The organism is Actinopolymorpha singaporensis, assembly GCF_900104745.1.
Lineage (GTDB): Bacteria > Actinomycetota > Actinomycetes > Propionibacteriales > Actinopolymorphaceae > Actinopolymorpha > Actinopolymorpha singaporensis.
Window position 1 is genome coordinate 5956036 of record NZ_LT629732.1, and the last position, 24398, is coordinate 5980433.

Below are 24398 nucleotides of genomic sequence, written 5' to 3' on the forward strand. Positions count from 1 at the left end.
CCTCCGCTCACCGCGCCGGGCCGGGCCGTCGGCTACGGCCCTGGGCCACCGGCGACGACACGCGGGCCCCCTGGGGCCGCGCGATCGTCGCGTCAGCCGCGGATCTGCCCCTCTCCGACCACGACGTACTTGGTCGAGGTGAGCTCGGGCAGGCCCATCGGCCCGCGGGCGTGCAGCTTCTGGGTGGAGATGCCGATCTCCGCGCCGAACCCGAACTCCCCGCCGTCGGTGAACCGGGTCGAGGCGTTCACCACCACCGCGGCGGAGTCGACCGCCTGCACGAACCGGCGGGCCGCCGGCTGCGAACGCGTGACGATCGCGTCGGTGTGGCCCGAGCCGTGCCGGCGAATGTGCCGGCAGGCGTCCTCGAGGGAGTCGACGACGGCTGCGGCGAGGTCCAGGGAGAGGTACTCCGCGTCCCAGTCGGCGTCGGTGGCCGGGACGACGTTCTCGTCGTACGCCGCGACCCGGGCGTCTCCGTGCACCGTCACCCCCGCGTCGCGCAGCGCCGCCAGCGCACGCGGCAGGAACGCCTCGGCGGCGTCGGCGTGCACGAGCAGCGACTCGGCGGCGTTGCAGACGCTCGGGCGCTGGGTCTTCGCGTTCAGCAGGATGGAGACGGCCATGTCCAGGTCGGCGTCGGCGTCGACGTAGACGTGGCAGTTGCCGACGCCGGTCTCGATCACCGGGACCGTGGACCCCTCGACGACGCTGCGGATCAGGCTCGCGCCGCCGCGCGGGATGAGGACGTCGACCAGACCGCGTGCCCGCATCAGGTGCCCGACCGACTCGCGGCTGTCGCCGGGTACGAGCTGGACCGCGTCGGCGGGCAGCCCGGCGTCGACCAGGGCCTTGCGCAGCACGTCCACGATCGCGGCGTTGGACTCCCGCGCCGAGGACGAACCCCGCAGCAGGGCGGCGTTCCCGCTCTTCAGGCACAGGCCGGCCGCGTCGGCGGTGACGTTCGGGCGGGCCTCGTAGATGATGCCGACCACGCCGAACGGCACCCGCACCTGACGAAGCTCCAGGCCGTTCGGCAACGTGAACCCGCGGACCACCTCGCCCACCGGGTCGGTCAGCGCGGCGACCTCGGCCAGGCCGTCGGCCATCGCCGCGATCCGGCCCTCGTCCAGCCGCAGCCGGTCGATGATCGCGTCGGGTGTTCCCGCCGCACGTGCCCGCTCCACGTCGGCCGCGTTGGCGGTGACGATGCTCGCCGCCTGGGCGCGCAGTGCGGCGCCCATCGCGGCCAGGGCGGCGTCCTTGTCGGCGCGGGAGCGGCCGGCCAGGTCGACGGCGGCCTCGCGGGCGCGGGCCGCGGCGTCGAGAACGGCCGCGCGCTCACGGTCGATGTCGGCGCCTGCGTTCACGGCGTCGGCGTTCACGGAAGCAGTCACGGTCCCGATCCTAGGGCGTGTCCTGCGGATCGGGCGCCGAGGAGTGAGCGTCGCGAAACTAGTAGGGGCGGACGCTGGCGATCCCCGCGAACAGCGGTGGGGCGGTTCCCTCGTCCACCCGCATGGTGAAGGTGTCCCGGTCGAGCACCTCCAGGCCGATGACCTCCCACTGGGGCAGCCCCGCGCTCTCGCGGTGCTCGGTCCACAGCCGCAGCGCCAGCGAGGCGGCGTCCAGGATCTCCGTGGCCTGCTCCCAGTAGCGCACCTCCGCCCGGTCCGCCTGGAAGCGCACGGTCAACAGGAACGGCCGCTCCTCGACCAGGCGTTCGAGCCCGGCGCGTACTTCGTCCGGATCGTGGGGTTCGCCCGCCACCGTCACGGTGATGTGCCACATCCGCGTCTCGTCGGAGCTCACACCGCCGCCTTTCTCCAGTGCGTGATTCAGGTGTGCGCGATCGTACGGTCACGTTCGGGTACGAGCACGAGGTCGTCGCGGTGAACGACCTCGCGTTCGTAGGCGGGACCGAGCTCGCGAGCAAGGTCCCGCGTGGACCGGCCGAGCAGGCCGGGAAGCTCGCGGGCGTCGAAGTTGACCAGCCCGCGGGCGACAGTACGGCCCTCGGTGTCGACCAGATCGACAGGATCCCCCACCTCGAACGCTCCGTCCACCGCCACGATCCCGGCCGGGAGGAGGGATGCGCGGCGCTCGCAGACCGCGCGCACGGCGCCGTTGTCGAGCCGGAGCCTGCCGCGCGGCGTGGTGGCGTGGGCTAGCCACAGCAACCGGGTCGGCCGCCGACGGCCGGTCCGGTGGAAGTAGGTGCCGACCCGCTCGCCGGCCAGTGCGCGGCCCGCGTCGCCGGCGTCGGCGAGTACCACCGGAACGCCGGCGGCGGTCGCGATCCGGGCGGCCTCGACCTTGGTCGCCATGCCGCCGGTGCCGACGCCGGACCGGCCGGAACGCCCGAGTGACACGTGCTCGAGGTCGGCGTCGCCGCGTACCTCCTCCACCCGGGCGGTGCCGGGCCTGCGCGGGTCTCCGTCGTAGAGGCCGTCGACGTCGGACAGCAGGACGAGCAGGTCCGCGTGCACCAGGTGGGCGACCAGGGCCGCCAGCCGGTCGTTGTCGCCGAACCGGATCTCCTCGGTGGCCACCGAGTCGTTCTCGTTCACGATCGGCACCACGCCGAGCTCCAGCAGCCGCGCCATCGTGCGGTAGGCGTTGCGGTAGTGGGACCGCCGGGTCACGTCGTCGAGGGTGAGCAGCACCTGCGCCACCCGGAAGCCGTGCCGGCCGAACGCCTCGGTGTAACGGGCCACGAGGAGCCCCTGGCCGACGCTCGCCGCCGCCTGCTGGGTGGCCAGGTCACGCGGGCGGGCGCGCAACCCGAGCGGCGCGAAGCCGGTCGCGATCGCGCCGGAGGAGACCAGGACGATCTCGGTGCCGGCGGCGCGACGGGTCGCAAGTGAGTCGACGAGCGCGTCGATGCGGTCCTGGGCGATGCCGCCGCGCGAGGTGGTGAGTGAGGACGACCCGACCTTGACGACCACCCGCTCGGCAGCCGTCACGTCGGTGCGCAGCCCTTTGGTCACCGGCTCGTCACCGGCCGTCCAGACGAGGATCGCTGCCCCGCGGGCCCTGCAGCAGCTCCGCGCCGGACTCCACGCTGGGGTCGAAGTCGAACACCACGGCGTTGTCCTCCTCGCCGATCGCCACCGCGTCGCCGCGCTGGGCGCCCAGCTTGCGGAGCTTGTCCTCGACGCCGAGACGGTTCAGCCGGTCGGCGAGGTAGCCGACGGCTTCGTCGTTGCTGAAGTCGGTCTGGCGGACCCACCGCTCGGGACGGCGGCCGCGCACCCGCCACACGTCACCCTCGCGGGTCACGGTGAAGTCGGACTCGTCGACGGCCCTCGGACGGATCACGATCCGGGTGGGCTCGGCCGGTGGGGCCGCCGCACGCCGGCCCTGGACCAGGCGTGCCATGGCGTACGACAGCTCGACCAGGCCGGCGTGAGTGGCCGCGGACACCTCGAAGACATGCAGGCCACGGGCGGCGAGCTCGGGCTTCACCAGCTCGGCCAGGTCATGGCCGTCGGGCACGTCGACCTTGTTGAGGGCGACGATGCGCGGGCGGTCCTCCAGCCCGCCGTGCGCGGCGAGCTCCCTCTCGATGACGTCCAGGTCGGACAGCGGGTCGCGGCCCGGCTCCAACGTCGCGCAGTCGATCACGTGACACAGCGCGCTGCAGCGTTCGACGTGGCGGAGGAACTCGTGGCCAAGGCCCCGCCCCTCGCTCGCGCCCTCGATCAGGCCGGGTACGTCGGCCACGGTGAACGTCGTGTCGCCCGCGGTCACCACGCCCAGGTTGGGCACCAACGTCGTGAACGGATAGTCGGCGATCTTCGGCCGAGCTCGGGACATGGCGGCGATCAGGCTGGACTTGCCGGCGCTGGGGAACCCGACCAGCCCCACGTCGGCGACGAGCTTCAGCTCCAGGACGATGCTGCGGCGGTCACCGGGCTCCCCGAGCAGCGCGAACCCCGGAGCGCGGCGGCGGGCCGAGGCCAGTGCGGCGTTGCCCAGGCCGCCGTTGCCGCCGGCGGCGACGACGTAGGAGGTGCCGGTGCCCACCAGGTCGATCAGCACCTCGCCGTCGGTGGTCTTGACGACCGTGCCGTCCGGCACCTTCAGCACGAGGTCGTCACCGTCGGCGCCGGCGCGGTTGCTGCCCTGGCCGGGGCGGCCGTTGGCCGCTCGGCGGTGCGGTGCGTGGTAGTAGTCGGCCAGCGTGGTGAGGTTGGGGGCGACCTCGAGGACGACGCTGCCGCCCCGGCCGCCGTTGCCGCCGTCCGGGCCACCGAGTGGCTTGAACTTCTCCCGATGGACCGAGGTGCAGCCGTGGCCGCCGTCACCGCCGGCCACGTGCAGCGTCACCCGGTCGATGAACGTGGGGACCGCCACGGCGCACCTCCTCCTGCTGGAACCGCCTACTGGAGCCGACCGCCGCGCGCCACCTGCGCGCGACTGCTGGTCAAACAGGTACGGGGCGGGCCCAGATGGCCCGCCCCGCCCACTGTGTCCGGGTGTGGCTTACTCGCTCGGGAGGATGCTGACCGTCCGGCGGCCGCGGCGGCTGCCGAACTCCACGGTGCCGGCCGACAGCGCGAACAGCGTGTCGTCGCCGCCCCGCCCGACGTTGAAGCCCGGGTGGAAGTGGGTGCCGCGCTGGCGGACGATGATCTCACCGGCGTTGACGAGTTGACCGCCGTAGCGCTTGACACCGAGTCGCTTGGAGGTGGAGTCGCGCCCGTTCCGCGAGGACGAGGCGCCCTTCTTGTGTGCCATGAGATGTCAGCCCTTGGTCTTCTTCGGTGGGTTGGTCCGCAGTGGTGCTCGGACTAGCCCTTGTTGATGTCGGTGACCTTGACCTTGGTCAGCGCCTGGCGGTGGCCCTGGCGCCTGCGGTAGCCGGTCTTGTTCTTGTACTTCAGGATATGAATCTTCGGGCCCTTGGCGGCACCGAGGACCTCAGCGGTCACCGAGACCTTGCCGAGCGCCGCGGCGTCGGACGTGACGCTCTCACCGTCGACGACGAGGACGGCCGGAAGCTGCACCGTCGAACCCGTCTGCTCGGCCAGTCGGTTGACCTCGAGGACGTCGCCGACGGCCACCTTGTGCTGACGGCCGCCACTGCGCACGATCGCGTACACCGCTGGTCTCACTCTCTTCGGACGTTCGGGAGCGCGTCGCGGGAACGGACGCGCGAAGATGGCGCGGACACCGCGCCGACGGATCAGACTACCGCAGGTCCGCCGGCCGGATCAAAGCCGGGCCACCCGCGGGCGCCGGTGGGCCGGCCACCGGACGCCTGCACCGGGTGTTCCTGCTCGGAACCGGCGCTCGCGGGTCCTACTCGGCGGATACCCGCCGGCGGCTGCGCCGGCGAGCGGGACGACCACCGAAGTCCTCCGGCGACTCCTCCTCGGGGGCACCGGACGGCTCCTCGGACCTGGCGGGCTCCGCGCCGTTGCGGGCCGCCTCCTCGGGTGCCGGCTGGTCCGCTTCCTGAGCCGGCTGAGCTTCCTGGGACGACCGGACAGCCTGGTCGTCCCCGCCGGTCTGCATGGGTGCTCCGGCATGCTCCGGCGTACCCGATTCTTCGGGTGTACCGGTCGGCCGCGTCGTACCGGACGCTTCGGACGTACCGGCGGCGGCCTCGGAAGATGCGGTCTCGGTTGCCTCGGAACGGGTGGACCCGACGTCCACCCACGTGGCCGCGGGCTTGGCATCGACCGGCTCGGCACCTGCCGGCCGGGCTTCCGCCTGCTCGGCCTGCCGCTGCTCGCCTTCGGTCTTGGCGGCGTTCACGTCCTTGGACACCGACGCGGAATCGGACGCGCCGTCGGCCGCCTCGGATGCGACCTGCTCGGACTCCACTGGCGTCGCGTCCACCGGCTCCGCGTCCACCGGCTCCGCGTCCACCGGCTCGGCGACGCCGTTGCCGCCACCACCACGGCGCCGGCGACGGGACCGCCGGCTGTGCTCCTCCTCGCCGTTGGGCGACGACGGCGCCTCCACGGGTTCGAGGCGTACCTTCACGCCGCGCCCCGAGCACGCCTCACACGGCTCGCTGAACGACTCCAGCAGGCCGGTGCCGATCCGCTTGCGCGTCATCTGGACCAGCCCCAGCGAGGTGACCTCGGCCACCTGGTGCTTGGTGCGGTCGCGGCCGAGGCACTCCACCAGCCTGCGGAGCACCAGGTCGCGGTTGGACTCGAGCACCATGTCGATGAAGTCGACGACGATGATCCCGCCGATGTCGCGCAGCCGGAGCTGGCGCACGATCTCCTCGGCGGCCTCGAGGTTGTTCCGGGTGACGGTCTCCTCGAGGTTGCCGCCGGCACCGGTGAACTTCCCGGTGTTGACGTCGATGACCGTCATCGCCTCGGTGCGGTCGATCACCAGCGAACCGCCGGACGGCAGCCACACCTTCCGGTCCAGGGCCTTCACGATCTGCTCCTCGATCCGGAACGACGTGAACACGTCGTCGGGCTTGCCCCAGCGTTCCAGCCGGTCGGCGAGGTGCGGGGCCACGTGCTCGACGTACCCCTCGACCATCTCCCAGGCCTCGTCGCCGGAGACGACCAGGCGGGCGAAGTCCTCGGTGAACAGGTCCCGGACGACCTTGATGAGCAGGTCGGGCTCGGCGGAGAGCAGGTTGGGCGCCTGGCCGTTGGCGGCCTTCTTCTCGATCGACTCCCACTGCGCCTTCAGCCGGGCGACGTCGCGGGAGAGTTCCTCCTCGCTCGCACCCTCGGCGGCAGTGCGTACCACCACGCCAGCCTCGTCGGGAACGATGTCCTTCAGCAGTGCCTTGAGCCGGCTGCGCTCGGTGTCGGGAAGCTTGCGGCTGATGCCGTTCATCGAGCCGTGGGGTACGTAGACGAGGTAGCGGCCGGGCAGGCTCACCTGGCTGGTCAGCCGGGCTCCCTTGTGGCCGATCGGATCCTTCGTCACCTGGACCAGCACGCTCTGCCCCGACTTGAGCGCGAGCTCGATCCGGCGGGGCTGGTTCTCGTGGCCCAGGCCGTTCCAGTCGACCTCGCCCGCGTAGAGCACCGCGTTGCGGCCGCGGCCGATGTCGATGAACGCCGCCTCCATGCTGGGCAGGACGTTCTGCACCCGCCCGAGGTAGACGTTGCCGATCATCGACGACTGCGACTCGCGGGTGACGTAGTGCTCGACGAGTACGTCGTCCTCGAGCACCGCGATCTGCGTCCGGTCGCGCTGCTGACGGATCACCATCGTGCGCTTGACGGCCTCGCGGCGGGCCAGGAACTCCGACTCGGTGAGGATCGGCGGCCGGCGGCGGCCGGCCTCGCGGCCCTCGCGGCGTCGCTGCTTCTTGGCCTCCAGCCGGGTCGAGCCCTCCAGGGCGCTCGGCTCGTCGTCGCCCTTGCGGGGCTCGCGCACCTTGACGACGGTGTGCTCGGGGTCGTCGGGCGAGGCGTCGGTGGACTCACCGCGACGGCGACGCCGCCGGCGGCGACGACGCGAACCGCCACCGTCCTCGTCGGAGTCGTCCTCGGAGTCCTCCGACTCCGCCGCGGGAGACTCCGCCGACCCGTCGGTGCCGGTCTCGGCGTCGTCGAAGGTGGCGCCGGAAGTGGCGTCGGAGGCAGAGTCGTCGTCGGTGCCGTTCTTGTTCCTGCGGCGCCCGCCGCGGCGGCGGCGGCGGCGCCGGCCGCCCTCGGACTCCTCGCCGTCGTCGGAGTCGTCGCTGTCGGCTTCGTCACCGACGGGTTCTGCCCTGCGGCCGCGCCTACCGCGGGTGGACCTGCCCGAGCCGTCGGCCCCCGCCCTGTCCGCCTCGGCGGCCTGGTCCGGCTGGCTCTGCTGGTCGGCGGCCGCCTGGTCGGTCTCGGCGGTCTGGTCGGCCTCCACGGCGGCCGTTCCCCCGCGGGTACGCCGGCGCCGCGACGGCTTCTGCTCACCGCTCTCGGCCGGCTCCCCTTCCGGGGCCTTCCCGGCCGGAACGGTCGGTGGGGTCTCGATCGTCGGCGGCTGGAACAGCACGGTCGGCGGCTGGAAGGCTACCGCCGCCGGAGCCTCGGGGCCGGGGCCCTGCGGCTGTCGGGTGGACTCGGTGGATTCGGCGGGCTCGGCGGAGCCGGCGGTCGACTCGGCCGACGCCTGCGCGGCCTGCTCGGTCCGGGCCTGCTGCTCGGACGGGACGTTGCCCGACTGCTCGCCGCCGGCCGCCGCGGGCGGGTTCGCCGCCGCGGCCTCTGCGGCGGCCGCCTCCGTGGCAGCAGCCTCGGCGGGCGCCATCTCGGCGGAAGCGGACGTGGCCGGCTGGTCGTTCTTCGGCGCCGCGGCCTTCTTGGCCCGGGTGCGCTTGGCGGCGGCTCGCTTGCGCGGCGCCGGCTTCTGCTCCTCGGCCGCCCCGTCGGCTGAACCATCAGCCGCACCTTCGGCCGGGCCTGAGGAGGACTCGGCGTCCGCCGTGGCCTCGGCCGGCGCGGCGGCTGCCTTCTTCGCCCGGCTCACACGCTTACGAGCGGTGCGCCGCGGCGTGGTGGCCGGCTCCGCCTCCTGGGACGGCTCCTGCGGCGGGCCGTCCGCCTGCGGCGGCGTGCCGCCGGTGCCGGCAGCGGGTCGATCGGAGTATTCGGGTGTCGCGCCCGTTTCGGCGCCGGGCTCGTTTTCGAGCAAGTCTGTCTCCTGTCAGCCCCCGGGCTGGTGAGCCGCGCGGAGGCCCGTGTCGGTCGTCGGGGCAACCGGCAGGCCGCTCCGACGTAAGTCGCTTGTCAGCCCCGACCGCGAGCCGTAGCTTCGCATCGGAACCGCGACGGCGCCTTCGCCACGGCACCGCTCCCGGGTCGGTGTCCCAACCGCGTCAACGGCTCCTGTCACTCACGAGGTGACGGAAGCGTCGCGGTCGGGGGCCAGCGGGTCGCCCACGGTGCCGGACTCCTCGTCCCACGGGCCCTGGCTCCGCCGGGTCATGCGATGTGGTGGCGGAAGCTCGAGCCCAGACGCCAGGCGGAGCCCAGCGAGGACGTCGTCGGGTCGCACGGCGGGCGTTCCGTGCCGCACGACCACCTGCAGTATCGCACAAGGACTCGAGAGGTCGGTCGTTCCGCCGGACGGTGCGCCCGCGGCCGGTTCCGGCCGGGTCAGTTCCAGTCGCCGGACGGCGTCCCGAATGTCGAATACGCGAGGTCCGTTCTTGGTGAGGCGTTCCACCTCCACCACGTCGCGGGCGAGGAACGCCTCGACCGCCATGTCCAGGTCGCCGGCCGCGTCCACCGGGCAGGCGATCTCCCAGAACGAGGCCTGCAGGCGGTCCGCCAGCGCACCCGGGCCCGCCTCCACGACTTCCAGCACGTCCAGCCCGTCGGGCAGCGCGGAGTCCAGGCCGACACGCAGCGCCTGCGGGTCGCAACGGACCGCGACACCGAGTTCGGCGTACTCCGCCTCACTGGCGGCCCCGGTCGGCGCCGCGCCCGCGTAGGAGATCTTCGGGTGCGGACTGAAGCCGGCGGAGTACGCGATGGGTACGCCGGCCCGGCGGACGGCGCGCTCCAGCGCCCGCTGGAAGTCGCGGTGGCTGGTAAAGCGCAGCCGCCCCCGCTTGGCGTACCGGAAACGCAACCGCTGCACGGTCGGCGGGGTGTTGCGGTCGGGTGGCTTCGGTGTCCGGCTCATCTCGGCGCAGACCCTATCTGTCGACCTGTTCGCCGCGGCCTGTGGCAGCCGTCGGGTCGGCCGGTCAGCCTGAGTCGCGGCTGCCGGCGGGGGCGAGCAGGTCGGCCTGCCGGGCCTGCGAGACACCCACGATGGGCAGCATCTTCTGCCCCGTCGGACCGACCTGGATCTCCGTACCCATCTGCGGGCAGACGCCGCAGTCGAAGCACGGCGTCCAGCGGCAGTCCTCGACCTCCACCTCGTCCAGCGAGTCCTGCCAGTCCTCCCACAGCCACTCGCGGTCCAGGCCGGCGTCGAGGTGGTCCCACGGGAGCACCTCGGTCTCGCCGCGTTCGCGGGTGGTGTACCAGTCGAGGTCGACGGGCTCGCCGGCCAGCGCCTCCTCGCACGCCTTCACCCACCGGTCGTAGGAGAAGTGCTCGCTCCAGCCGTCGAACCGGCCGCCGTCGGCCCACACCGCCCGGATCACCCGGCCCACCCGGCGGTCACCGCGGGACAGCAGTCCCTCGACCACCGAGGGCTGGCCGTCGTGGTAACGCAGCCCGATCGCCTTGCCGTACTTCCGGTCTCCCCGGATCGCGGCCCGCAGCTTGGACAGCCGGGCGTCGACGTTCTCCCAGGACTCCTGGGCCGCCCACTGGAACGGCGTGTGCGGCTTGGGCACGAACCCGCCGATGGACACCGTGCACCGGATGTCGTTGCGACCGGACACCTCGCGCCCGGTGGCGATCACCCGCTGGGCGAGGTCGGCGATGGCGAGTACGTCCTCGTCGGTCTCGGTCGGCAACCCGCACATGAAGTACAGCTTCACCTGCCGCCAGCCGTTGGCGTACGCGGTGGCGACGGTGCGGATGAGGTCGTCCTCGCTGACCATCTTGTTGATGACCTTGCGCATCCGCTCGCTGCCGCCCTCGGGCGCGAACGTCAACCCGGACCTGCGGCCGTTGCGGGAAAGCTCGTTCGCCAGCGTGACGTTGAACGCGTCGACCCGCGTCGACGGCAGTGACAAGGAGACGTTGCTCCCCTCGTACCGGTCGGCGAGTCCCTTCGCCACGTCACCGATCTCGGAGTGGTCGGCGCTGGACAGCGACAGCAGCCCGACCTCCTCGAAACCGGACGCCTCCACGCCCTTCTGCACCATCTCGCCGATGGTGGAGATGTTGCGCTCGCGTACCGGCCGGGTGATCATCCCCGCCTGGCAGAACCGGCAACCGCGGGTGCAGCCGCGGAAGATCTCCACCGAGAAGCGCTCGTGCACGGTCTCCGCCAGCGGGACCAGCGGCTGCTTCGGGTAGGGCCACTTGTCGAGGTCCATCAACGTGTGCTTGACGACGTGCGACGGAACCCCGCTGCGGTTGGGGGCCACCCGCTTGATCCGGCCGTCGGGGAGGTAGTCGACGTCGTAGAACTTCGGTACGTAGACCCCACCGGAGGCGGCCAGCCGGAACAGCAGTTCGTCCCGCCCGCCCGGGCCGCCCTCGGCCTTCCATTCCCGGACGACCTCGCTGATCGCGAGGACGACCTCCTCGCCGTCACCGAGGACGGCGGCGTCGAGGAAGTCGGCGATCGGCTCGGGGTTGAACGCGGAGTGGCCGCCGGCCAGCACGATCGGATGCTCGTCGGTGCGCTCGCGGGCCTCCAGCGGGATGTCGGCCAGGTCGAGCGCGGTGAGCAGGTTGGTGTAGCCGAGTTCGGTGGCGAACGACACACCGAGGACGTCGAACGCGCCGACCGGGCGGTGCCCGTCGACGGTGAACTGCGGGATGGCGTTGTCGCGCATCACCTTCTCCATGTCCGGCCACACGGAGTACGTGCGCTCGGCCAGGATCCAGTCGCGCTCGTTGAGCACCTCGTAGAGGATCTGCACGCCCTGGTTGGGCAGCCCCACCTCGTAGGCGTCGGGATACATCAGCGCCCACCGGACCTGGACGGAGTCCCAGTCCTTGACGGTCGAGTTGAGCTCACCGCCGACGTACTGGATCGGCTTCTGTACCGCCGGTAGCAGGGGCTCCAGCCGGGGGAACAGCGACTCCACGGCCATGGTTCTCAGCACACCTTCGATCGGGGTCTCGTCGGCCAAAGCATCCAGGGTAACCGCCGGGCGGGGGCCGGCCCGGGCCGCAGGTCTGCCGGGCGGGTCCGCGCGGGGCGTCGAGCCCCGTGGCGGGTCGGCCGGCCGCGGGGCCGGCTCGGGTGGGCGACGCCCTTCCCCCGCGGGAGGGAGGGCGGAGCAGGTCCGGTCCGGCCAGCGTGAAGGCATGCGAACTCCTGACGGCACGCGGATCCGCCGCGACGCGGACGGCTTCGACAGCCCGGACGCCCTGGACGGCCTTGATGCCCTGGACGCCCGGGAAGGTCACCGGCGGCGAGGTCCTGGTGCCCTGCGAAGACCGGGAGGCGGCACGCCGTCGGCTCGCCCGAAGGTCCACTGGTCGGCGCGGCTGCCGGGGCTGGTGATCGGCTGGGCTCTCGCATACGGCGCACTTCGTACGTACTGGGCGCTCGGTCACCGGCCCTGGTTTCCGCCTGTCGGGCCCGACCTGCTGGCGTTCTCCGGCTGGGGCGTGGTCGTCCTGTGCGCGGCGTCGGCCGCGGCGGCCGTGGCCGTCCGCCTGCTGGTCGGCCCGCTCGGACTGCTCCCCGGAGACGACCGGCCGCCCCCGCCGAGGATCACCGGGGTGAGTGCGGTCGCCGCCTGGACAGCGGTCGCGATCACCTGGGCATTGAGCGCGGCGCTCACCTCCGCCGCCTGCCTCCTGCTGCTCGACGTCGTGGGGCTGTTGTTCGTGGGTACCGGCACGTCCTTCGACGCGGGCGCGCTGCTCAGCCGGTCCAGCTGCATGGCGGGCGCCGTGCTGGTGGGTACGACGGCACTGGCCGCCGGCCGGCGACTGCGGGCCGCCTGCCCGGATTGTGGCCGGCCACCGCGTGCCGCCCCGGCCGGGGCATCCGGGGCCAGGGCCGGATCCACCAGGGCCGGATCCACCGGGGCCGTCGGATCCGCCGGGGCCGTCGGCGCGGTCCGGGCGCCGTGGTGGGCGTTCGCGGCCGGCTACGCGGCGGTCCTCGGGTGCGTGATCCGGTTCGGAGCCCAGGCAATGGTCGGGTTCGGTCCGAAGGCGGCTCCCGCGAGCGGATCCGCGGGCAGGGTGGCGGGGCTCGCTTTCCTGGCGGCCGCCGCACTCGCCGGCACGCTGCTGCCGCTGGCGCAGGTGCACCGCTTCGGACGGGTCTGGCCGCGCTGGGTGCTCGGTCTCGCCGGCCACCGGGTGCCGCGGTGGCTGGTCCTCGGCCCTGGACTGGCTGTCTCGGTGGGGATGACGGCGTACTTCGGAACCGGCCTGGTCCAGCTCCTCACCCAGCCCGCGACCGCGGCACAAGCCGACCCGTACCCGCCCTGGTTCATGGGAGTGGCCATGTCCGCGTACCTCGTGTGGGGTGTCGGCCTCGGGGTCGCCGCCCTTGCCTACCGCCTGCTCACCCGGCCGCGGTGCGCATGGTGCGGTACGCCGGCCGAGCAGACCAGGATTCCTTCGGTACGGCGGGATCCTGTCGGTACGGCGGGATAATGTCCGCGCGGTGGGCGGGACCGGGACACGCCCCGGTCCGTCGTACGGGCGACTCCGCCCACCACCGACAGAAACACCGACAGAAACACCGACAGAACACAGCGCGGGGAAGGCGGCCATGAGCGACCAGCAACCCGAACCCCACCCGTCCGAGCCGGCGGGACCTGCCCACCCGGTGGCCGGCGGCGCCGACATCCTGGCCTCCGACGCCGAGCGGGAGGCGGTCGTGTCCCGGCTCAACGCCGCGTGCGGTGAGGGGCGGCTGACCCTGGAGGAGTTCAGCGACCGGCTGGAACGCTCCTACACCGCACGCACCCGCGGAGAGCTCGAACCTCTCCTCCGCGACCTGCCCTCGGCCGGCACGGAGGAAGCCACCGACCCCGCCGTACGCCGCGCCGCTGGTCGCGGTCGCACCGACTGGCACGTGACGCCGCTGGGTGGGCTGCGCCGGGGTGGCCGGTGGCGAATGCGCGACCACCTGGTGTCGGTGACGTTGATCGGCGGTGTCGACCTGGATCTGCGCGAGGCCCAGCTTGACGCGCCGGAGGTCATTCTGACCTCGGTGTCGGTCATCGGGGGCGTCAGCCTCACCGTCCCGCCCGGGGTCTCGGTGGTCACCGAGGGGTTCAGCCTGCTCGGCGGCCGGCGCATCGACGTCGACGAGGTGGCCGGTGAGGACGCGCCGACGCTGCGGGTGCGCGCGTTCTCCCTGCTCGGTGGTCTGCGGGTGGCGAGCTCCCGGCCGTACGACAGGTTCCGGGCCGCCCGGGAGAGCAGACGCGAGGCCCTCGCCGATGCCCGGGCCCAGCGTGGCGTGGCCCTCGGCGAAGGCCGGGCCCAGCGCAGATCCGCGCTGGCCGACGCCCGGGCCGATCGCCGGGACGCCCTGCGCGATGCTCGGCAGGCCCGTCGGGACGCCAGGCGCGCTCGCCGGGGCGGCCGGTAGCCGGAACGCCCTGTAGCCCAGAAAGCCCGGTAGCCGGACTTCGCGACTCCGCCACACCTGGAGCCGGTCCGGGTAGGAGGCTTCGGGATGTGATGGGAAGATGTGCCGCATGGCCGCGTTCCTGTGTCTCCCGACCGGGTCGGGACTCACTCTCGCCGACATCGAAGACTGGGCGTCCCGCGCCCGCGCGCTCGGCGCGGTCGACGACGCCGAGGTGATGGTCGGCGATCCCCCGCTGGCCGGCGGCGGCGAGCCGCTGACGCTGAGCGTCGCGGTCAACGTCAGCCGTACGGTCCTCCCCGACGCCTGATCTCCCCGACGCCTGATCTCCCGGACGCCTGACGCGGGTCCGAGCTGCGCATCGGCGCGCGGACCGTCCCGCCGCAGGTGCGATCGGCGCTCGCCGTGCCGCGTTGTTCAGGTGCGTCTTCCGGTGGAACGATCTCCCGACGGCGGTGACAGCTCCGACCGACCGGCACCGTTCACCGACAGGAAGGTCCGCCCATGCCCGACGCCAGGCCCGACCGCACCCCTGCCGCCAGGCCCAACGTGGTGGTCGTCTTCACCGACCAGCAGCGCTGGGACACCACCGGGGTGCACGGCAACCCGCTGGACCTCACCCCGAACTTCGACGCGATGGCGCGTGCCGGGACCCACGTGGTCCAGGCGTGTACGCCGCAGCCGGTGTGCGCGCCGGCACGGGCGGCGATCCAGACGGGCGCCTACCCCACCACCACGGGCGTGTTCCGCAACGGCCGCACTCTTCCGGCAGACGTGCCCACGCTGGCCGGGTGCTTCGCCGGCGCGGGATACTCCACCGGCTACATCGGAAAGTGGCACCTCGCCGACGAGGAGCCGGTGCCGCCGGGTAAGCGCGGTGGCTACCAGAGCTGGCTCGGTGCGAACGTGCTGGAGTTCGTCTCCGACGCCTACCGCACGGTGATGTTCGACGAGGACGGCGAGCCGGTGATGCTGCCGGGTTACCGCTCGGACGCGGTCTTCGACGCGGCGATCCGGTTCGTCGCCGACCAGACCGGCCCGGACGGCTCCGGCGTACGACAGCCGTTCTTTCTCTTCGTCTCGCTGATCGAGCCCCACCACCAGAACGAGGTGGACACCTATCCGGCACCCGAGGGCTACGCCGAGCGCTACCAGGGCCGCTGGCTCCCGCCGGACCTCGCCACGCTGTCGGCACAGGGCGGTACGGCACACCAGCACCTCGGTGGCTACTGCGGGCAGATCCGCCGGGTCGACGAGGGACTGGGCCGACTGGTCGACGCGCTGCGCAGCCTGGACCTGCTCGACGACACGATCCTCGCCTTCACCTCCGACCACGGCAGCCACTTCAAGACCCGCAACGGGGAGTACAAGCGCTCCTGCCACGACGCCTCGATCCGGGTGCCGCTCGCCCTGCGAGGCCCGGGCTTCGACTCCGGCGGTGCGCTGAACCGGCCGGTGAGCACGATCGACCTGCCACCGACCCTGCTCGACGCGGCCGGCGTGGACGTGCCCAAGCAGATGCAGGGCCGGTCGTTCCTGCCGCTCGTCCGCAATCCCGGCGCGGACTTTCCAGAGGAGGTGTTCGTGCAGGTCAGCGAGTCGGAGGTGGGCCGCGCGATCCGGACGTCCCGGTGGAAGTACTACGTCGTCGACCCCGAGGCGCACCCCTGGAACGACCCGGCGGGCAAGCGGTATGTGGAGACGGCGCTGTACGACCTGGCCAGCGACCCGTACGAACTCCGCAACCTGGCCGGACTGACCTCCCACCGCGAGATCTCCGACGAGTTGCGGCGACGCCTGGCCGCCCGGATGGTGGCGGCCGGTGAGGCTGCCCCAGACATCGTGCCCGCACCAGAGGTGCCCGCCGGGCCGCAACGCCGGGTCGACCCCGCCGCGCACTCCGGTCGGTGGACGCCGGTGCGGTTCGGGCACCAGCGGGCCGGGTCCGGATCGGGTCCCAGGACGCACGGCGGGGTCACCGACGCGCAGCCGTGAGGCCGACGCCGACCACGCCGGACCGCGGGCTGCCCGGGTGGCTCACGAGCCGGCGAACGGATCCCGCGGACGCTGGTGTCGGTAGAGGTCGCGGACGACCCCGATCTCCGCGCCGTGGTGGATCAGCTCGTCCAGGATGTGCAGCGCGAAGGCCGCGCCGTCGGACTCGGCGTACGGGCCGGCGAGCTCGCCCATTGGCCGGGCCAGCGCCTCGTCGGTGACCGCGGCGAGCCGGCGGCGCCAGATCGCGTGCGCACGCTCCAGGGAGGCGACCCCCGCGGCGGCGGTGCCCTGTGGCGGGTCCGGCTCCTCGTCCGGGCCGACCGGCAGTCCTAGCCAGGTGGCGGTCCGCTCGGCGCCGAGGACCTCGGTCAGGTGGGCGATCCGCCAGGCCAGGGTGGTGAACGGCGCCGGCTCCGGCGGCGTGGCCGAGCCGTCGGCGGCGTGGCCGCCGTCCCCGGTCGGCCGGACCGTCCAGGCGCCGGCGACCGGCTCCCAGAGGTATTCCTTGTCGGTGAGTTCGCCGAGCCGGTGGTGGAGTCGCTGCCAGGCGAAGTCGGAGAGGTCGAGCAGGTGCGCCTTCATCGAGTTGCTCGTCGAAGGGGCGGTCGAGGAGGCGGGCGGGGGACTCGTGGGGCTGGTCATGAACGCACGCTAGCCCCGGTGGCGGACAGCTCCGGTCCGGCATTCTCGGCGAACCACGACGTCAGCGGGCGGAGCGCGGCGAACTCCGCGAGAACCCGGTCGACCACCTCCGGCGTGTGCAACCAGGCCTCGCCGCCGACGGGACGGGCGGCGGTCAGCGTGCGGTGCCGAAGCAACTTCGCCCGAGGATGGTCGGGCGCGTAACCACGCGGCATCCGCTTCAGCAGGTCACCGCCGATCTCGTACCCGTCCCCGGCCAGCCCCTCGACGATCTCCGCCAGCTCCGCGCCGGCGTCACCGGCGACCGAGGCGCGGTAGCGCTCGACCTGCTCGCCCGGCGCGTACCACCACGAGCACTGAACGGCCAGCCCGTCGAGGTCGAACGAAACCCCCAGTTCGACGTTGGGCGCGACCCGGACCATGCCGGCCTGCCGCTGCCATGGCCACAGCATCTTGGCGAAGCCCCAGACGTGGAAGTCCTCGTAGGCCTCGTCGGCGTCGGCGACGTCCTGCAGCAGCGCGATCATCGGCTTGCGGACCAGGCGCTCGCGGTCGCGACGATGTCGTTCGCGTTCGGCCAGGGTCGGGTCGCCGTCCAGCCGCAGCAGCACGTCGAAGGCCTCCTCCGGCCAGCCGGTGCAGCGACGTTCGCCGCTTGGGTTCGCGGTCTGGTTCGCGGTCTGGTTCGCAGGTCGTCCCACGGGGACCTCCCGGGCGGGTGCGGGATCGCGGATGGGATGTGCGGAGCATGCCACCGCCCACCGACAACCGGCCGCGGACCGCCCATCCGGCGCCGAAGGGCTGGCCCCCGACGGCCCGCGCGCGGAAGAATCGCCGGGTCATGGATGTGATGGACACCGCCGCGCGCCTACTCCGGCTGCTCTCCCTCCTCCAGGCCCGCACGCACTGGCCTGGCGAGGAGCTGTCCGAACGCCTCGGTGTCACCCCGCGTACTGTCCGTCGTGACGTCACCCGGCTGCGCTCCCTCGGCTACCCCGTTCAGGCCGAACTCGGTACGCACGGCGGCTACCGGCTCGGCGCCTCGGGCCGGCTGCCTCCGTTGCTGCTGGACGACGACGAGGCGGTGGCCATCGCGGTCGGGCTCGGCGTCGCCGCGACCACCGCGGTGTCCGGTGTGGCAGACGGCGCGGTCGCCGCACTCGCGAAGCTGGACCAGGTGCTGCCGGTCCGGCTGCGGGAACGCGTGAGCGCCGTACGGGCGAGCACCGTGCAACTGCCCGGGCCGGAACTCCCCCGGGTGGACGCCGACGTCCTGGTCGTCCTGGCCACCGGCTGCCGGCGTACGGAGGGAGTGCGGTTCGGTTATCTCGACCACCAGGGGCGGGCCGGCGAGCGGTCGGTCGAGCCGTACCGCATCGTGCACACCGGCCGCCGGTGGTACCTCGTGGCCCGGGACCGGGACCGCGCCGACTGGCGTACTTTCCGGGTCGACCGGGTGCGGGAGCCGGTGCTGACCGGCCGGCACCACGAACACACCGACCCGCCGGACGCGGTCGCCATGGTGTCGGAAGGGACCAACCTCGCACCGTGGTCGATCCAGGCCCGGCTCCGGGTCCCGTTCGGCCTGGCGGAGGCCCGCCGGCGGTTCCCGCCCAGCGTCGGCGTGCTGGAACCCGACGGCGAGCCGGACGAGCACAATGCACCGTCCGCGATCCTGCGGGTGGCCGCCAACGACCTGGGCCCGCTGGTGTCGTTCGTCGCGGGGCTGGACTGCGAGGTCGACGTGCTCGCACCGGAGGAGTTGCGGGTCGCCGTCCGCGACCACGGCGCCCGCCTGGCCGCACGCCACGGCCGGCCACCGCCCGCATGACCACCGGCCTACCGGTCGCCGCCCGGTGGCGGTGCTCGCATAGGGTCGACGCAGCGATCCCACCCCACGTCTTCGCCAACGGAGATCACCAGCGATGCTCGACCGCGCCGAAATCGACGCCCTCTTCCCGGCGGACCTGCCCGAGCCGGCGTACTGGGAACAGCAGTACCCGCCCCGGCAGCTGCCCGAGGGCGCGAAGGTGACGCGGGTCGGTCCCTCGCCCACGGGGTCGGCCCACCTGGGGCTCCTCTACGTCGCGATCATCGACCGGTCCGTCGCCGACGAGTCCGGTGGCCGCTACATCTTCCGGATCGAGGACACCGACCAGGCGCGGGAAGTCCCCGGCGCGCTGGAGCAGTTCGACCGGGCCTTCGCCTACTTCGCGGTGAAGCCGGACGAGGCCGAGGACCTGCCCGGCGACTACGGCCCCTACCGCCAGTCCCGGCGTTCGCACATCTACCTCAGCTACGTCCGCGAGCTGCTGCGCCAGGACAAGGCGTACCTCTGCTTCGCCACCAAGGAGGAGCTGGCGCAGATCACCGCGACGCAGCAGAAGACGAAGCTGCCGACCGGCTACTACGGGCGGTGGGCGATCTGGCGGGACGCCGAGCCCGACGCCGTGCGGGCCAAGCTCGCCGAGGGTGCACCGTACGTCGTCCGCTTCCGCGCGCCCGCACGTCCCGGCGCACGGACGAGGTTCACCGACGCCATCCGGGGCGAGCTCTCCCACGAGTCCAACCGCAACGACGTGGTGATCCTGAAGACCTCCGCGCAGGAGCCGCGACTGCCGACGTACCACTTCGCGCACGCTGTGGACGACCACCTGATGCGGGTCAACCTGGTGATCCGCGCCGACGAGTGGATCTCGTCGGTGCCACTGCACCTGCAGCTGTTCGAGGCGCTGGGCTTCGAGGCGCCGGAGTACGCCCACATCGCGCCGCTGAACAAGCAGGACGGCGGCAGCAAGCGCAAGCTGTCCAAGCGCAAGGACCCCGAGGCCTCGGTTGACTTCTTCCTGGAGGTGGGCTACCCCGCGCCGGCCACGCAGTACTACCTGCGCGGCCTGGCCAACGGCCGGCTCGCCGACCTGCCGATGGCGGAGGCACTGGCGGCACCGATCCGGCTGGCCGACTGCGGCGTGGCCGGTCCCCTTGTCGACGTGGTGAAGCTGTCCGACATCAGCGCCGACTACATCGCCACCCTGTCCGGTGAGGAGATCCTCGGCCAGCTCTCCGCATGGGCGCAGACCTACGACCCCGAGCTGGTGGACGTCGTGGCGCGGGACCGCGACCTCGCGCTACGCGCGCTGGCCGTCGAACGCGAAGGGGTGGACAACCCCCGCAAGGACCTGCGGCGCTGGTCGGACTTCCGGCCGGTGTACGGCTTCTTCTTCCCGGCGCTGTTCCCCCTGGTGTCCGACCCGGGCGACGAGCGCCTGGGCGGGCTGGACCCGGCGATCGTCCGCACGCTGGCAGCCGAGTTCGCCGACGGGTACCAGGAGCTGGACGACCCGCAGGAGTGGTTCGCGCAGATCCGCGACCTCGCCGCCCGGCACGGCTTCGCCAAGAACGCCAAGGAGTACAAGCGCGACCCGGACGCGTTCCCCGGCTCCATCCGGGAGGCCGCCCAGGTGATCCGGGTGGCGCTCACCGGCTCCACCCGCAGCCCCGACCTGTTCTCGGTCGCCCGGGCACTGGGTGCGCCGGAGGTGCTGCGGCGGGTGCGCGCGCTGACCGGCGACCAGGCGTAGGGCCGAGGCGGACCACGGCACCCCGATGCCGACCACGATCGGGGGTACGGGGGGTACTCGGGGCACGCGCAGCCGAGCCGGTGGGCCGCGGCCGGGCGTACGCATGCGCTCGGGGGCGGCCCTGCTCGGTCCGGCCATGGTCGCCGCCGTCGCCTACGTCGATCCCGGCAACGTCGCCACCAACGTCACCGCCGGCGCGGAGTACGGCTACCTGCTGGTCTGGGTGATCGTCGCCGCCAACCTGATGGCCGGTCTGGTGCAGTACCTCTCCGCCAAGGTGGGGCTGGTCACCGGGCGTTCCCTGCCGGCCCTGGTCGCGGACGAGCTGTCCCGGCGGGCCCGGTTGGCGTACTGGCTGCAGGCGGAGCTGGTCGCGGTCGCCACCGACCTTGCCGAGGTGGTGGGCGGGGCGATCGCGCTGGCGTTGTTGTTCGACCTGCCGCTGCTGGCCGGCGGGCTGGTCACCGGCACGGTGTCGATGGCGGTGCTGGCCGTGCACGACCGGCTCGGCCGGCGACCGTTCGAACGCGTCATCGTCGCGTTCCTGCTGGTCGTGACGGTCGGGTTCCTGGCCGGCCTGGTGGTGGCTCCGCCGACGCCGGGTGAGGTCGCGGCCGGCCTGGTGCCGGGGTTCGCCGGGCTGGACAGCGTGCTGCTGGCCACCGCGATGCTCGGCGCGACCCTGATGCCGCATGCGGTGTACCTGCACTCCGGCCTGGCCGCCGACGGCCCGGCCGCGCGAAGACTCGCTGCCTGGACCTCCGCCGGGCGGCACCCGGCCGGGGTTCGGGCGGGGGTCGCGACCGCTGCCCGGGTGCGCCGCCGCGCGGGCCGGGTGGTCCGGCGCTACCTCGCCGTCACCCGGATCGACGTGCTGGTGGCGATGGTGCTGGCCGGCACCGTCAACCTCGGGTTGCTGCTGGCCGCCGCCACCGCCCTACGGGGTGTGCCGGGCACAGACCGGCTGGAAGGTGCGTACACCGCGATCGCCGACCAGCTCGGCGGCGGTCTGGCGGTGGTCTTCGCAGTGGGGTTGCTCGCCTCCGGGCTGGCGTCCACCTCGGTCGGCTGCTATGCGGGCGCGATGATCATGGCGGGGCTGCTGCGCCGGCGGATCCCGCTGCTGGTCCGGCGGCTGGTGACGCTGGCGCCGGCCCTGCTGCTGCTCGGGGGCGGGGTCGACCCGACCCGGGCGCTGGTGCTGTCGCAGGTGGTGCTGTCGTTCGGGGTGCCGTTCGCGGTGGTGCCGCTGGTGATTCTCACCGCCCGGCGGAGCCTGATGGGCGAGGCCACCAACCACCCGCTCACCACGGCGGCCGCGGTGGTCGTCGCCACCGTGGTGACCGCGCTGAACCTCGGGCTGGTGGCGCTCACCCTCACCGGGGCCGGCTGACCGCAGGGCGCGGTGCGGTCGGCCCCGGCACCTGCGCTAGCCGAGCTTCGGGAACCAGAGGTCGATCTCGCGGGCGGCCGACTCGGCCGAGTCCGAGCCGTGCACGAGGTTCTCCCGGTTGGACAGCGCGAGGTCACCGCGGATGGTCCCGGCAGCCGCCTTCCGCGCGTCGGTCGCGCCGTTGAGCAACCGGACGACCTCGACCGCCTGGTCACCCTCCAGCACCGCCGCGACCATCGGACCGCTGGTCACGAAGTCGCGCAGCGGTGGGTAGAAGGCCTTCTCCACGTGCTCGGCGTAGTGGGCGTCGGCCATCGCACCGTCGATGGTGCGGAGTTCGAGCGTGACCAGGGAGAGCCCCTTGCGTTCGTAGCGGCTCAGGATCTCGCCGACCAGGCCACGGCGTACGGCGTCGGGCTTGATCAGGACCAGGGTGCGCTCGGACACGCGTACTCCTCGCGATGAGTGGGCCGGGCGTGCGGGGACGCCGGCCCGGCGGAACGGACAGAACCTACGGAGCGGACAGGACTGGCAGGGCCGGAGGGACGGGCAGGGCTGACACGGCGGACAGGATGCGCAGCGTAACCGGTCACTCGGTGCGGTCCCGCTCGGCCCGGAGCGCGACGATGCGCCGGTCGAGGACGAGACAGACGAACCACAGCACGGCGAAGATCGCACCGAGGAAGAACATCAGGGGTACGACGACCCCCAGTGCGATCGCGACCACCTGCAGCACCGACCCGATCACGCGCCCGGCGGGGAACCGCAGCAGGCCCGCCGTGACCAGGCAGGCGACGGCGATCCCGCCGCCGACCGCACCGGCCCGGCCGCCGCCGACGTTCTCGATCGAGACGGCCACCGGGATGGCCAGGCCGACGATGATCGCCTCGAAGACGAGGATCGCCGCGAGTACCGAACGCACGACGTCACCGTCCTCCGAGCAGGACGCGGGCCTCGCCGGCGGTGATGACCGAGCCGGTGACCAGGACTCCGCCGGAGCCGAGTGCGCTGGCCTCCTCCTCCGCCAGGCGCATGCCGAGGTCCAGCGCCTCGTCCAGTCGCGGTGCGAGGTCGACGCGTTCCTCACCGAAGATGTCCATCGCGATCTCGGCGAGTTCGGCGGCGGGCATGGCGCGCGCGGTGGAGTTCTGGGTGCACACGATCCGGCTGAGCACCGGCTCGAATGCCTCCAGCAGCCCCTCCACGTCCTTGTCCGCCATCACCCCGACCACGCCGACCAGCGGCTCGAACGAGAACGACTCGGTGACCGCCGCCGCGGTCGCGGTCGCACCGTGCGGGTTGTGCGCGGCGTCCAGCACCACCGTCGGGCTGCGGCGGACGACCTCGAGGCGTCCGGGCGAGCTGACGTTGGCGAAGCCTTCGCGTACGAGGTCGGCGTCCAGGCCCTCGCCCTCGGTGACGCCGCCGGCGAGGAACGCCTCGACCGCGGCCAGCGCAACCGACGCGTTGTGCGCCTGGTGGACGCCGTGCAGCGGCAGGAAGATCTCGTCGTACGTCCCGTGCAGGCCCTGGAGGGTGAGCCGCTGCCCGCCGACAGCCAGATCGCGGTTGACGAGCCCGAACTCCAGGCCCTCCCGCGCCACCGACGCGCCGACCTCCGCGGCCCGGCGCATCAGCACCTCCGCGACCTCGACCTCCTGCTGGGCGATCACCGCGACCGCACCCGGCTTGATGATGCCGGCCTTCTCCCCGGCGATCTCGGCAGGCGTGTCGCCGAGGTACTGCGCGTGGTCGACCGCCACCGGGGTCACCACCGCGACCCGGCCGTCGGCGACGTTGGTCGCGTCGAAGCGGCCGCCGAGGCCGACCTCCAGCACCGCCGCGTCCACCGGGGCGTCGGCGAAGACGGCGAACCCGATGGCGGTGACGATCTCGAAGAACGACAGCGGCCGGTCCAGCCGCGGGTCGGCGAGGTCCACGAACGGCATCACCTCGTGGTACGCCTGCACGAACCGCTCCGGCGACACCGGCTCACCGGCCAGGCTGATCCGCTCACGGATCTCGGCCAGGTGCGGGCTGGTGAGCCGGCCGGCCCGGACACCGAACGCCGCCAGCAGCGAGTCGACCATCCGGGCGGTGGACGTCTTGCCGTTGGTGCCGGTCAGGTGGATCACCGGCGCGGCGTGCTGCGGCTCACCCAGCAGCTCACACAGCAGCCGGATCCGCTCGAGGGTGGGGCCTTCGACCGACTTGTGCTCGGGCAACCGGCGCAGCAGCGCCCGCTCCACCTCGGCGTAGGCCTCCCGGGCGGCCTGGTCGGCCTGGTCGGCCTTTGCAGCCCCGGCAGCCCGACCGGCTCGGCCGGCGTCACCGCGCGCCATGGCGACCAACTCCTGCTCGTGTAGTCACCCGGGCATTGTTTCGCGCGCGGGCGCCGGGCCGCCGCAAGGGGTCGCCATCCCAGCCGCCCCGGCACCCGCGGCCTGCTCGGGTTAGGGGCTCCGCCTGGTCACCTCGGCTGCTCGCGGACGAGCTCGACCAGGCGGGCGAGCAGTGCCGCCCGGCGCTGCAGTTGCGCGACCTCGACGTACTCCCGGTCCCGGTCGGCCGTCGAGGACGCCCGCACGTCGACGTGCACCGACGCCTCGGCCGGCACGGTGTTGTTCGTCGTACCGGCCGCCAGCACGGTCGGCGTCACG

At 73.0% G+C, this 24398-nt stretch carries 22 protein-coding genes; 7 read left to right on the plus strand and 15 right to left on the minus strand.

Annotated features, from left to right (window positions below):
- Positions 1-92: 92 nt before the first annotated feature.
- The 9 genes from BLU27_RS26700 to BLU27_RS26740 form a co-directional block, all read right to left on the minus strand.
- Positions 93-1352, minus strand: a complete 1260-nt coding sequence (locus BLU27_RS26700; protein ID WP_092658351.1) for a glutamate-5-semialdehyde dehydrogenase — start codon at positions 1350-1352, stop codon at positions 93-95.
- A 103-nt stretch (positions 1353-1455) separates the two neighbouring features.
- On the minus strand, positions 1456-1812 hold the full coding sequence (locus BLU27_RS26705; protein ID WP_241827660.1) for a hypothetical protein: 357 nt from the start codon (positions 1810-1812) through the stop codon (positions 1456-1458).
- 26 nt (positions 1813-1838) lie between these two features.
- The gene (proB, locus tag BLU27_RS26710; protein WP_241827661.1) at positions 1839-2990 is read right to left on the minus strand and encodes a glutamate 5-kinase; all 1152 of its coding nucleotides are present in this window, start codon (positions 2988-2990) and stop codon (positions 1839-1841) included.
- Between the two features lie 7 nt (positions 2991-2997).
- On the minus strand, positions 2998-4359 hold the full coding sequence (obgE, locus tag BLU27_RS26715) for a GTPase ObgE (protein WP_092656330.1): 1362 nt from the start codon (positions 4357-4359) through the stop codon (positions 2998-3000).
- Between the two features lie 129 nt (positions 4360-4488).
- The gene (gene rpmA, locus BLU27_RS26720; protein ID WP_092656331.1) at positions 4489-4743 is read right to left on the minus strand and encodes a 50S ribosomal protein L27; all 255 of its coding nucleotides are present in this window, start codon (positions 4741-4743) and stop codon (positions 4489-4491) included.
- Between the two features lie 53 nt (positions 4744-4796).
- Positions 4797-5108, minus strand: coding sequence for a 50S ribosomal protein L21 (gene rplU, locus BLU27_RS26725; protein WP_092656332.1), 312 nt, complete (start codon positions 5106-5108; stop codon positions 4797-4799).
- Positions 5109-5307: 199 nt separating this feature from the next.
- Entirely contained in the window at positions 5308-8613 is a 3306-nt protein-coding gene (locus tag BLU27_RS26730; RefSeq protein WP_092656334.1) for a ribonuclease E/G, read from the minus strand.
- A gap of 201 nt (positions 8614-8814) precedes the next feature.
- Positions 8815-9609 (minus strand): TIGR03936 family radical SAM-associated protein, encoded by a 795-nt coding sequence (locus BLU27_RS26735; protein WP_092656336.1) that lies wholly within the window; start codon positions 9607-9609, stop codon positions 8815-8817.
- A gap of 64 nt (positions 9610-9673) precedes the next feature.
- Positions 9674-11650, minus strand: a complete 1977-nt coding sequence (locus tag BLU27_RS26740) for a TIGR03960 family B12-binding radical SAM protein (protein ID WP_092658355.1) — start codon at positions 11648-11650, stop codon at positions 9674-9676.
- 217 nt (positions 11651-11867) lie between these two features.
- Here BLU27_RS26740 and BLU27_RS26745 point away from each other — a divergent pair, with 217 nt between their 5' ends.
- The 4 genes from BLU27_RS26745 (at position 11868) to BLU27_RS26760 (ending at position 16119) form a co-directional block, all read left to right on the plus strand.
- A complete protein-coding gene (locus BLU27_RS26745; protein ID WP_092656338.1) occupies positions 11868-13178 on the plus strand; it encodes a hypothetical protein in 1311 nt (436 codons plus the stop codon).
- Between the two features lie 118 nt (positions 13179-13296).
- Positions 13297-14124 (plus strand): DUF1707 SHOCT-like domain-containing protein, encoded by an 828-nt coding sequence (locus BLU27_RS26750; protein ID WP_092656340.1) that lies wholly within the window; start codon positions 13297-13299, stop codon positions 14122-14124.
- 109 nt (positions 14125-14233) lie between these two features.
- The gene (locus BLU27_RS26755; RefSeq protein WP_092656342.1) at positions 14234-14434 is read left to right on the plus strand and encodes a hypothetical protein; all 201 of its coding nucleotides are present in this window, start codon (positions 14234-14236) and stop codon (positions 14432-14434) included.
- A 194-nt stretch (positions 14435-14628) separates the two neighbouring features.
- The gene (locus BLU27_RS26760) at positions 14629-16119 is read left to right on the plus strand and encodes a sulfatase family protein (protein WP_092656344.1); all 1491 of its coding nucleotides are present in this window, start codon (positions 14629-14631) and stop codon (positions 16117-16119) included.
- A 42-nt stretch (positions 16120-16161) separates the two neighbouring features.
- Here the strand turns inward: BLU27_RS26760 and BLU27_RS26765 are convergent, their stop codons facing one another.
- Complete coding sequence (locus BLU27_RS26765; RefSeq protein ID WP_092656346.1) at positions 16162-16764, minus strand: DinB family protein; 603 nt, start codon at positions 16762-16764, stop codon at positions 16162-16164.
- Positions 16761-17465 (minus strand): DUF2461 family protein, encoded by a 705-nt coding sequence (locus BLU27_RS26770; protein WP_092656348.1) that lies wholly within the window; start codon positions 17463-17465, stop codon positions 16761-16763. The genes BLU27_RS26765 and BLU27_RS26770 overlap by 4 nt, the downstream gene beginning before the upstream one ends.
- Positions 17466-17605: 140 nt before the next feature.
- On the opposite strand from BLU27_RS26770, the gene BLU27_RS26775 reads away from it, so the two are divergent.
- From BLU27_RS26775 to BLU27_RS26785, 3 genes are all read left to right on the plus strand, one after another.
- The gene (locus tag BLU27_RS26775; RefSeq protein WP_197681589.1) at positions 17606-18595 is read left to right on the plus strand and encodes a helix-turn-helix transcriptional regulator; all 990 of its coding nucleotides are present in this window, start codon (positions 17606-17608) and stop codon (positions 18593-18595) included.
- Between the two features lie 94 nt (positions 18596-18689).
- Entirely contained in the window at positions 18690-20345 is a 1656-nt protein-coding gene (locus BLU27_RS26780) for a glutamate--tRNA ligase (protein ID WP_092656350.1), read from the plus strand.
- A gap of 103 nt (positions 20346-20448) precedes the next feature.
- Positions 20449-21738: an Nramp family divalent metal transporter gene (locus BLU27_RS26785; protein ID WP_197681590.1), complete on the plus strand. Its 1290-nt coding sequence runs from the start codon at positions 20449-20451 to the stop codon at positions 21736-21738.
- Between the two features lie 36 nt (positions 21739-21774).
- Here BLU27_RS26785 and ndk read toward each other — a convergent pair whose 3' ends face one another.
- The 4 genes from ndk to BLU27_RS26805 all read right to left on the minus strand — a co-directional run bounded on the left by ndk (position 21775) and on the right by BLU27_RS26805 (position 24397).
- Positions 21775-22185, minus strand: coding sequence for a nucleoside-diphosphate kinase (gene ndk / locus BLU27_RS26790; RefSeq protein WP_092656354.1), 411 nt, complete (start codon positions 22183-22185; stop codon positions 21775-21777).
- Positions 22186-22327: 142 nt separating this feature from the next.
- Positions 22328-22660: a DUF4233 domain-containing protein gene (locus BLU27_RS26795; RefSeq protein ID WP_092656356.1), complete on the minus strand. Its 333-nt coding sequence runs from the start codon at positions 22658-22660 to the stop codon at positions 22328-22330.
- A 4-nt stretch (positions 22661-22664) separates the two neighbouring features.
- Positions 22665-24080 (minus strand): bifunctional folylpolyglutamate synthase/dihydrofolate synthase, encoded by a 1416-nt coding sequence (locus BLU27_RS26800; RefSeq protein WP_092656358.1) that lies wholly within the window; start codon positions 24078-24080, stop codon positions 22665-22667.
- Positions 24081-24208: 128 nt separating this feature from the next.
- Entirely contained in the window at positions 24209-24397 is a 189-nt protein-coding gene (locus BLU27_RS26805; protein ID WP_092656360.1) for a peptidase dimerization domain-containing protein, read from the minus strand.
- Position 24398 lies beyond the last annotated feature (1 nt).

Coding starts and splice junctions, on each gene's coding strand:
- rpmA (WP_092656331.1), bottom strand. CDS start 4,743: ATGGCACACAAGAAGGGCGCCTCGTCCTCGCGGAACGGGCGCGACTCC.
- BLU27_RS26735 (WP_092656336.1), bottom strand. CDS start 9,609: ATGAGCCGGACACCGAAGCCACCCGACCGCAACACCCCGCCGACCGTG.
- BLU27_RS26740 (WP_092658355.1), bottom strand. CDS start 11,650: ATGGCCGTGGAGTCGCTGTTCCCCCGGCTGGAGCCCCTGCTACCGGCG.
- BLU27_RS26745 (WP_092656338.1), top strand. CDS start 11,868: ATGCGAACTCCTGACGGCACGCGGATCCGCCGCGACGCGGACGGCTTC.
- BLU27_RS26750 (WP_092656340.1), top strand. CDS start 13,297: ATGAGCGACCAGCAACCCGAACCCCACCCGTCCGAGCCGGCGGGACCT.
- BLU27_RS26755 (WP_092656342.1), top strand. CDS start 14,234: ATGGCCGCGTTCCTGTGTCTCCCGACCGGGTCGGGACTCACTCTCGCC.
- BLU27_RS26760 (WP_092656344.1), top strand. CDS start 14,629: ATGCCCGACGCCAGGCCCGACCGCACCCCTGCCGCCAGGCCCAACGTG.
- BLU27_RS26765 (WP_092656346.1), bottom strand. CDS start 16,764: ATGACCAGCCCCACGAGTCCCCCGCCCGCCTCCTCGACCGCCCCTTCG.
- BLU27_RS26775 (WP_197681589.1), top strand. CDS start 17,606: ATGGATGTGATGGACACCGCCGCGCGCCTACTCCGGCTGCTCTCCCTC.
- BLU27_RS26780 (WP_092656350.1), top strand. CDS start 18,690: ATGCTCGACCGCGCCGAAATCGACGCCCTCTTCCCGGCGGACCTGCCC.
- BLU27_RS26785 (WP_197681590.1), top strand. CDS start 20,449: ATGCGCTCGGGGGCGGCCCTGCTCGGTCCGGCCATGGTCGCCGCCGTC.
- BLU27_RS26800 (WP_092656358.1), bottom strand. CDS start 24,080: ATGGCGCGCGGTGACGCCGGCCGAGCCGGTCGGGCTGCCGGGGCTGCA.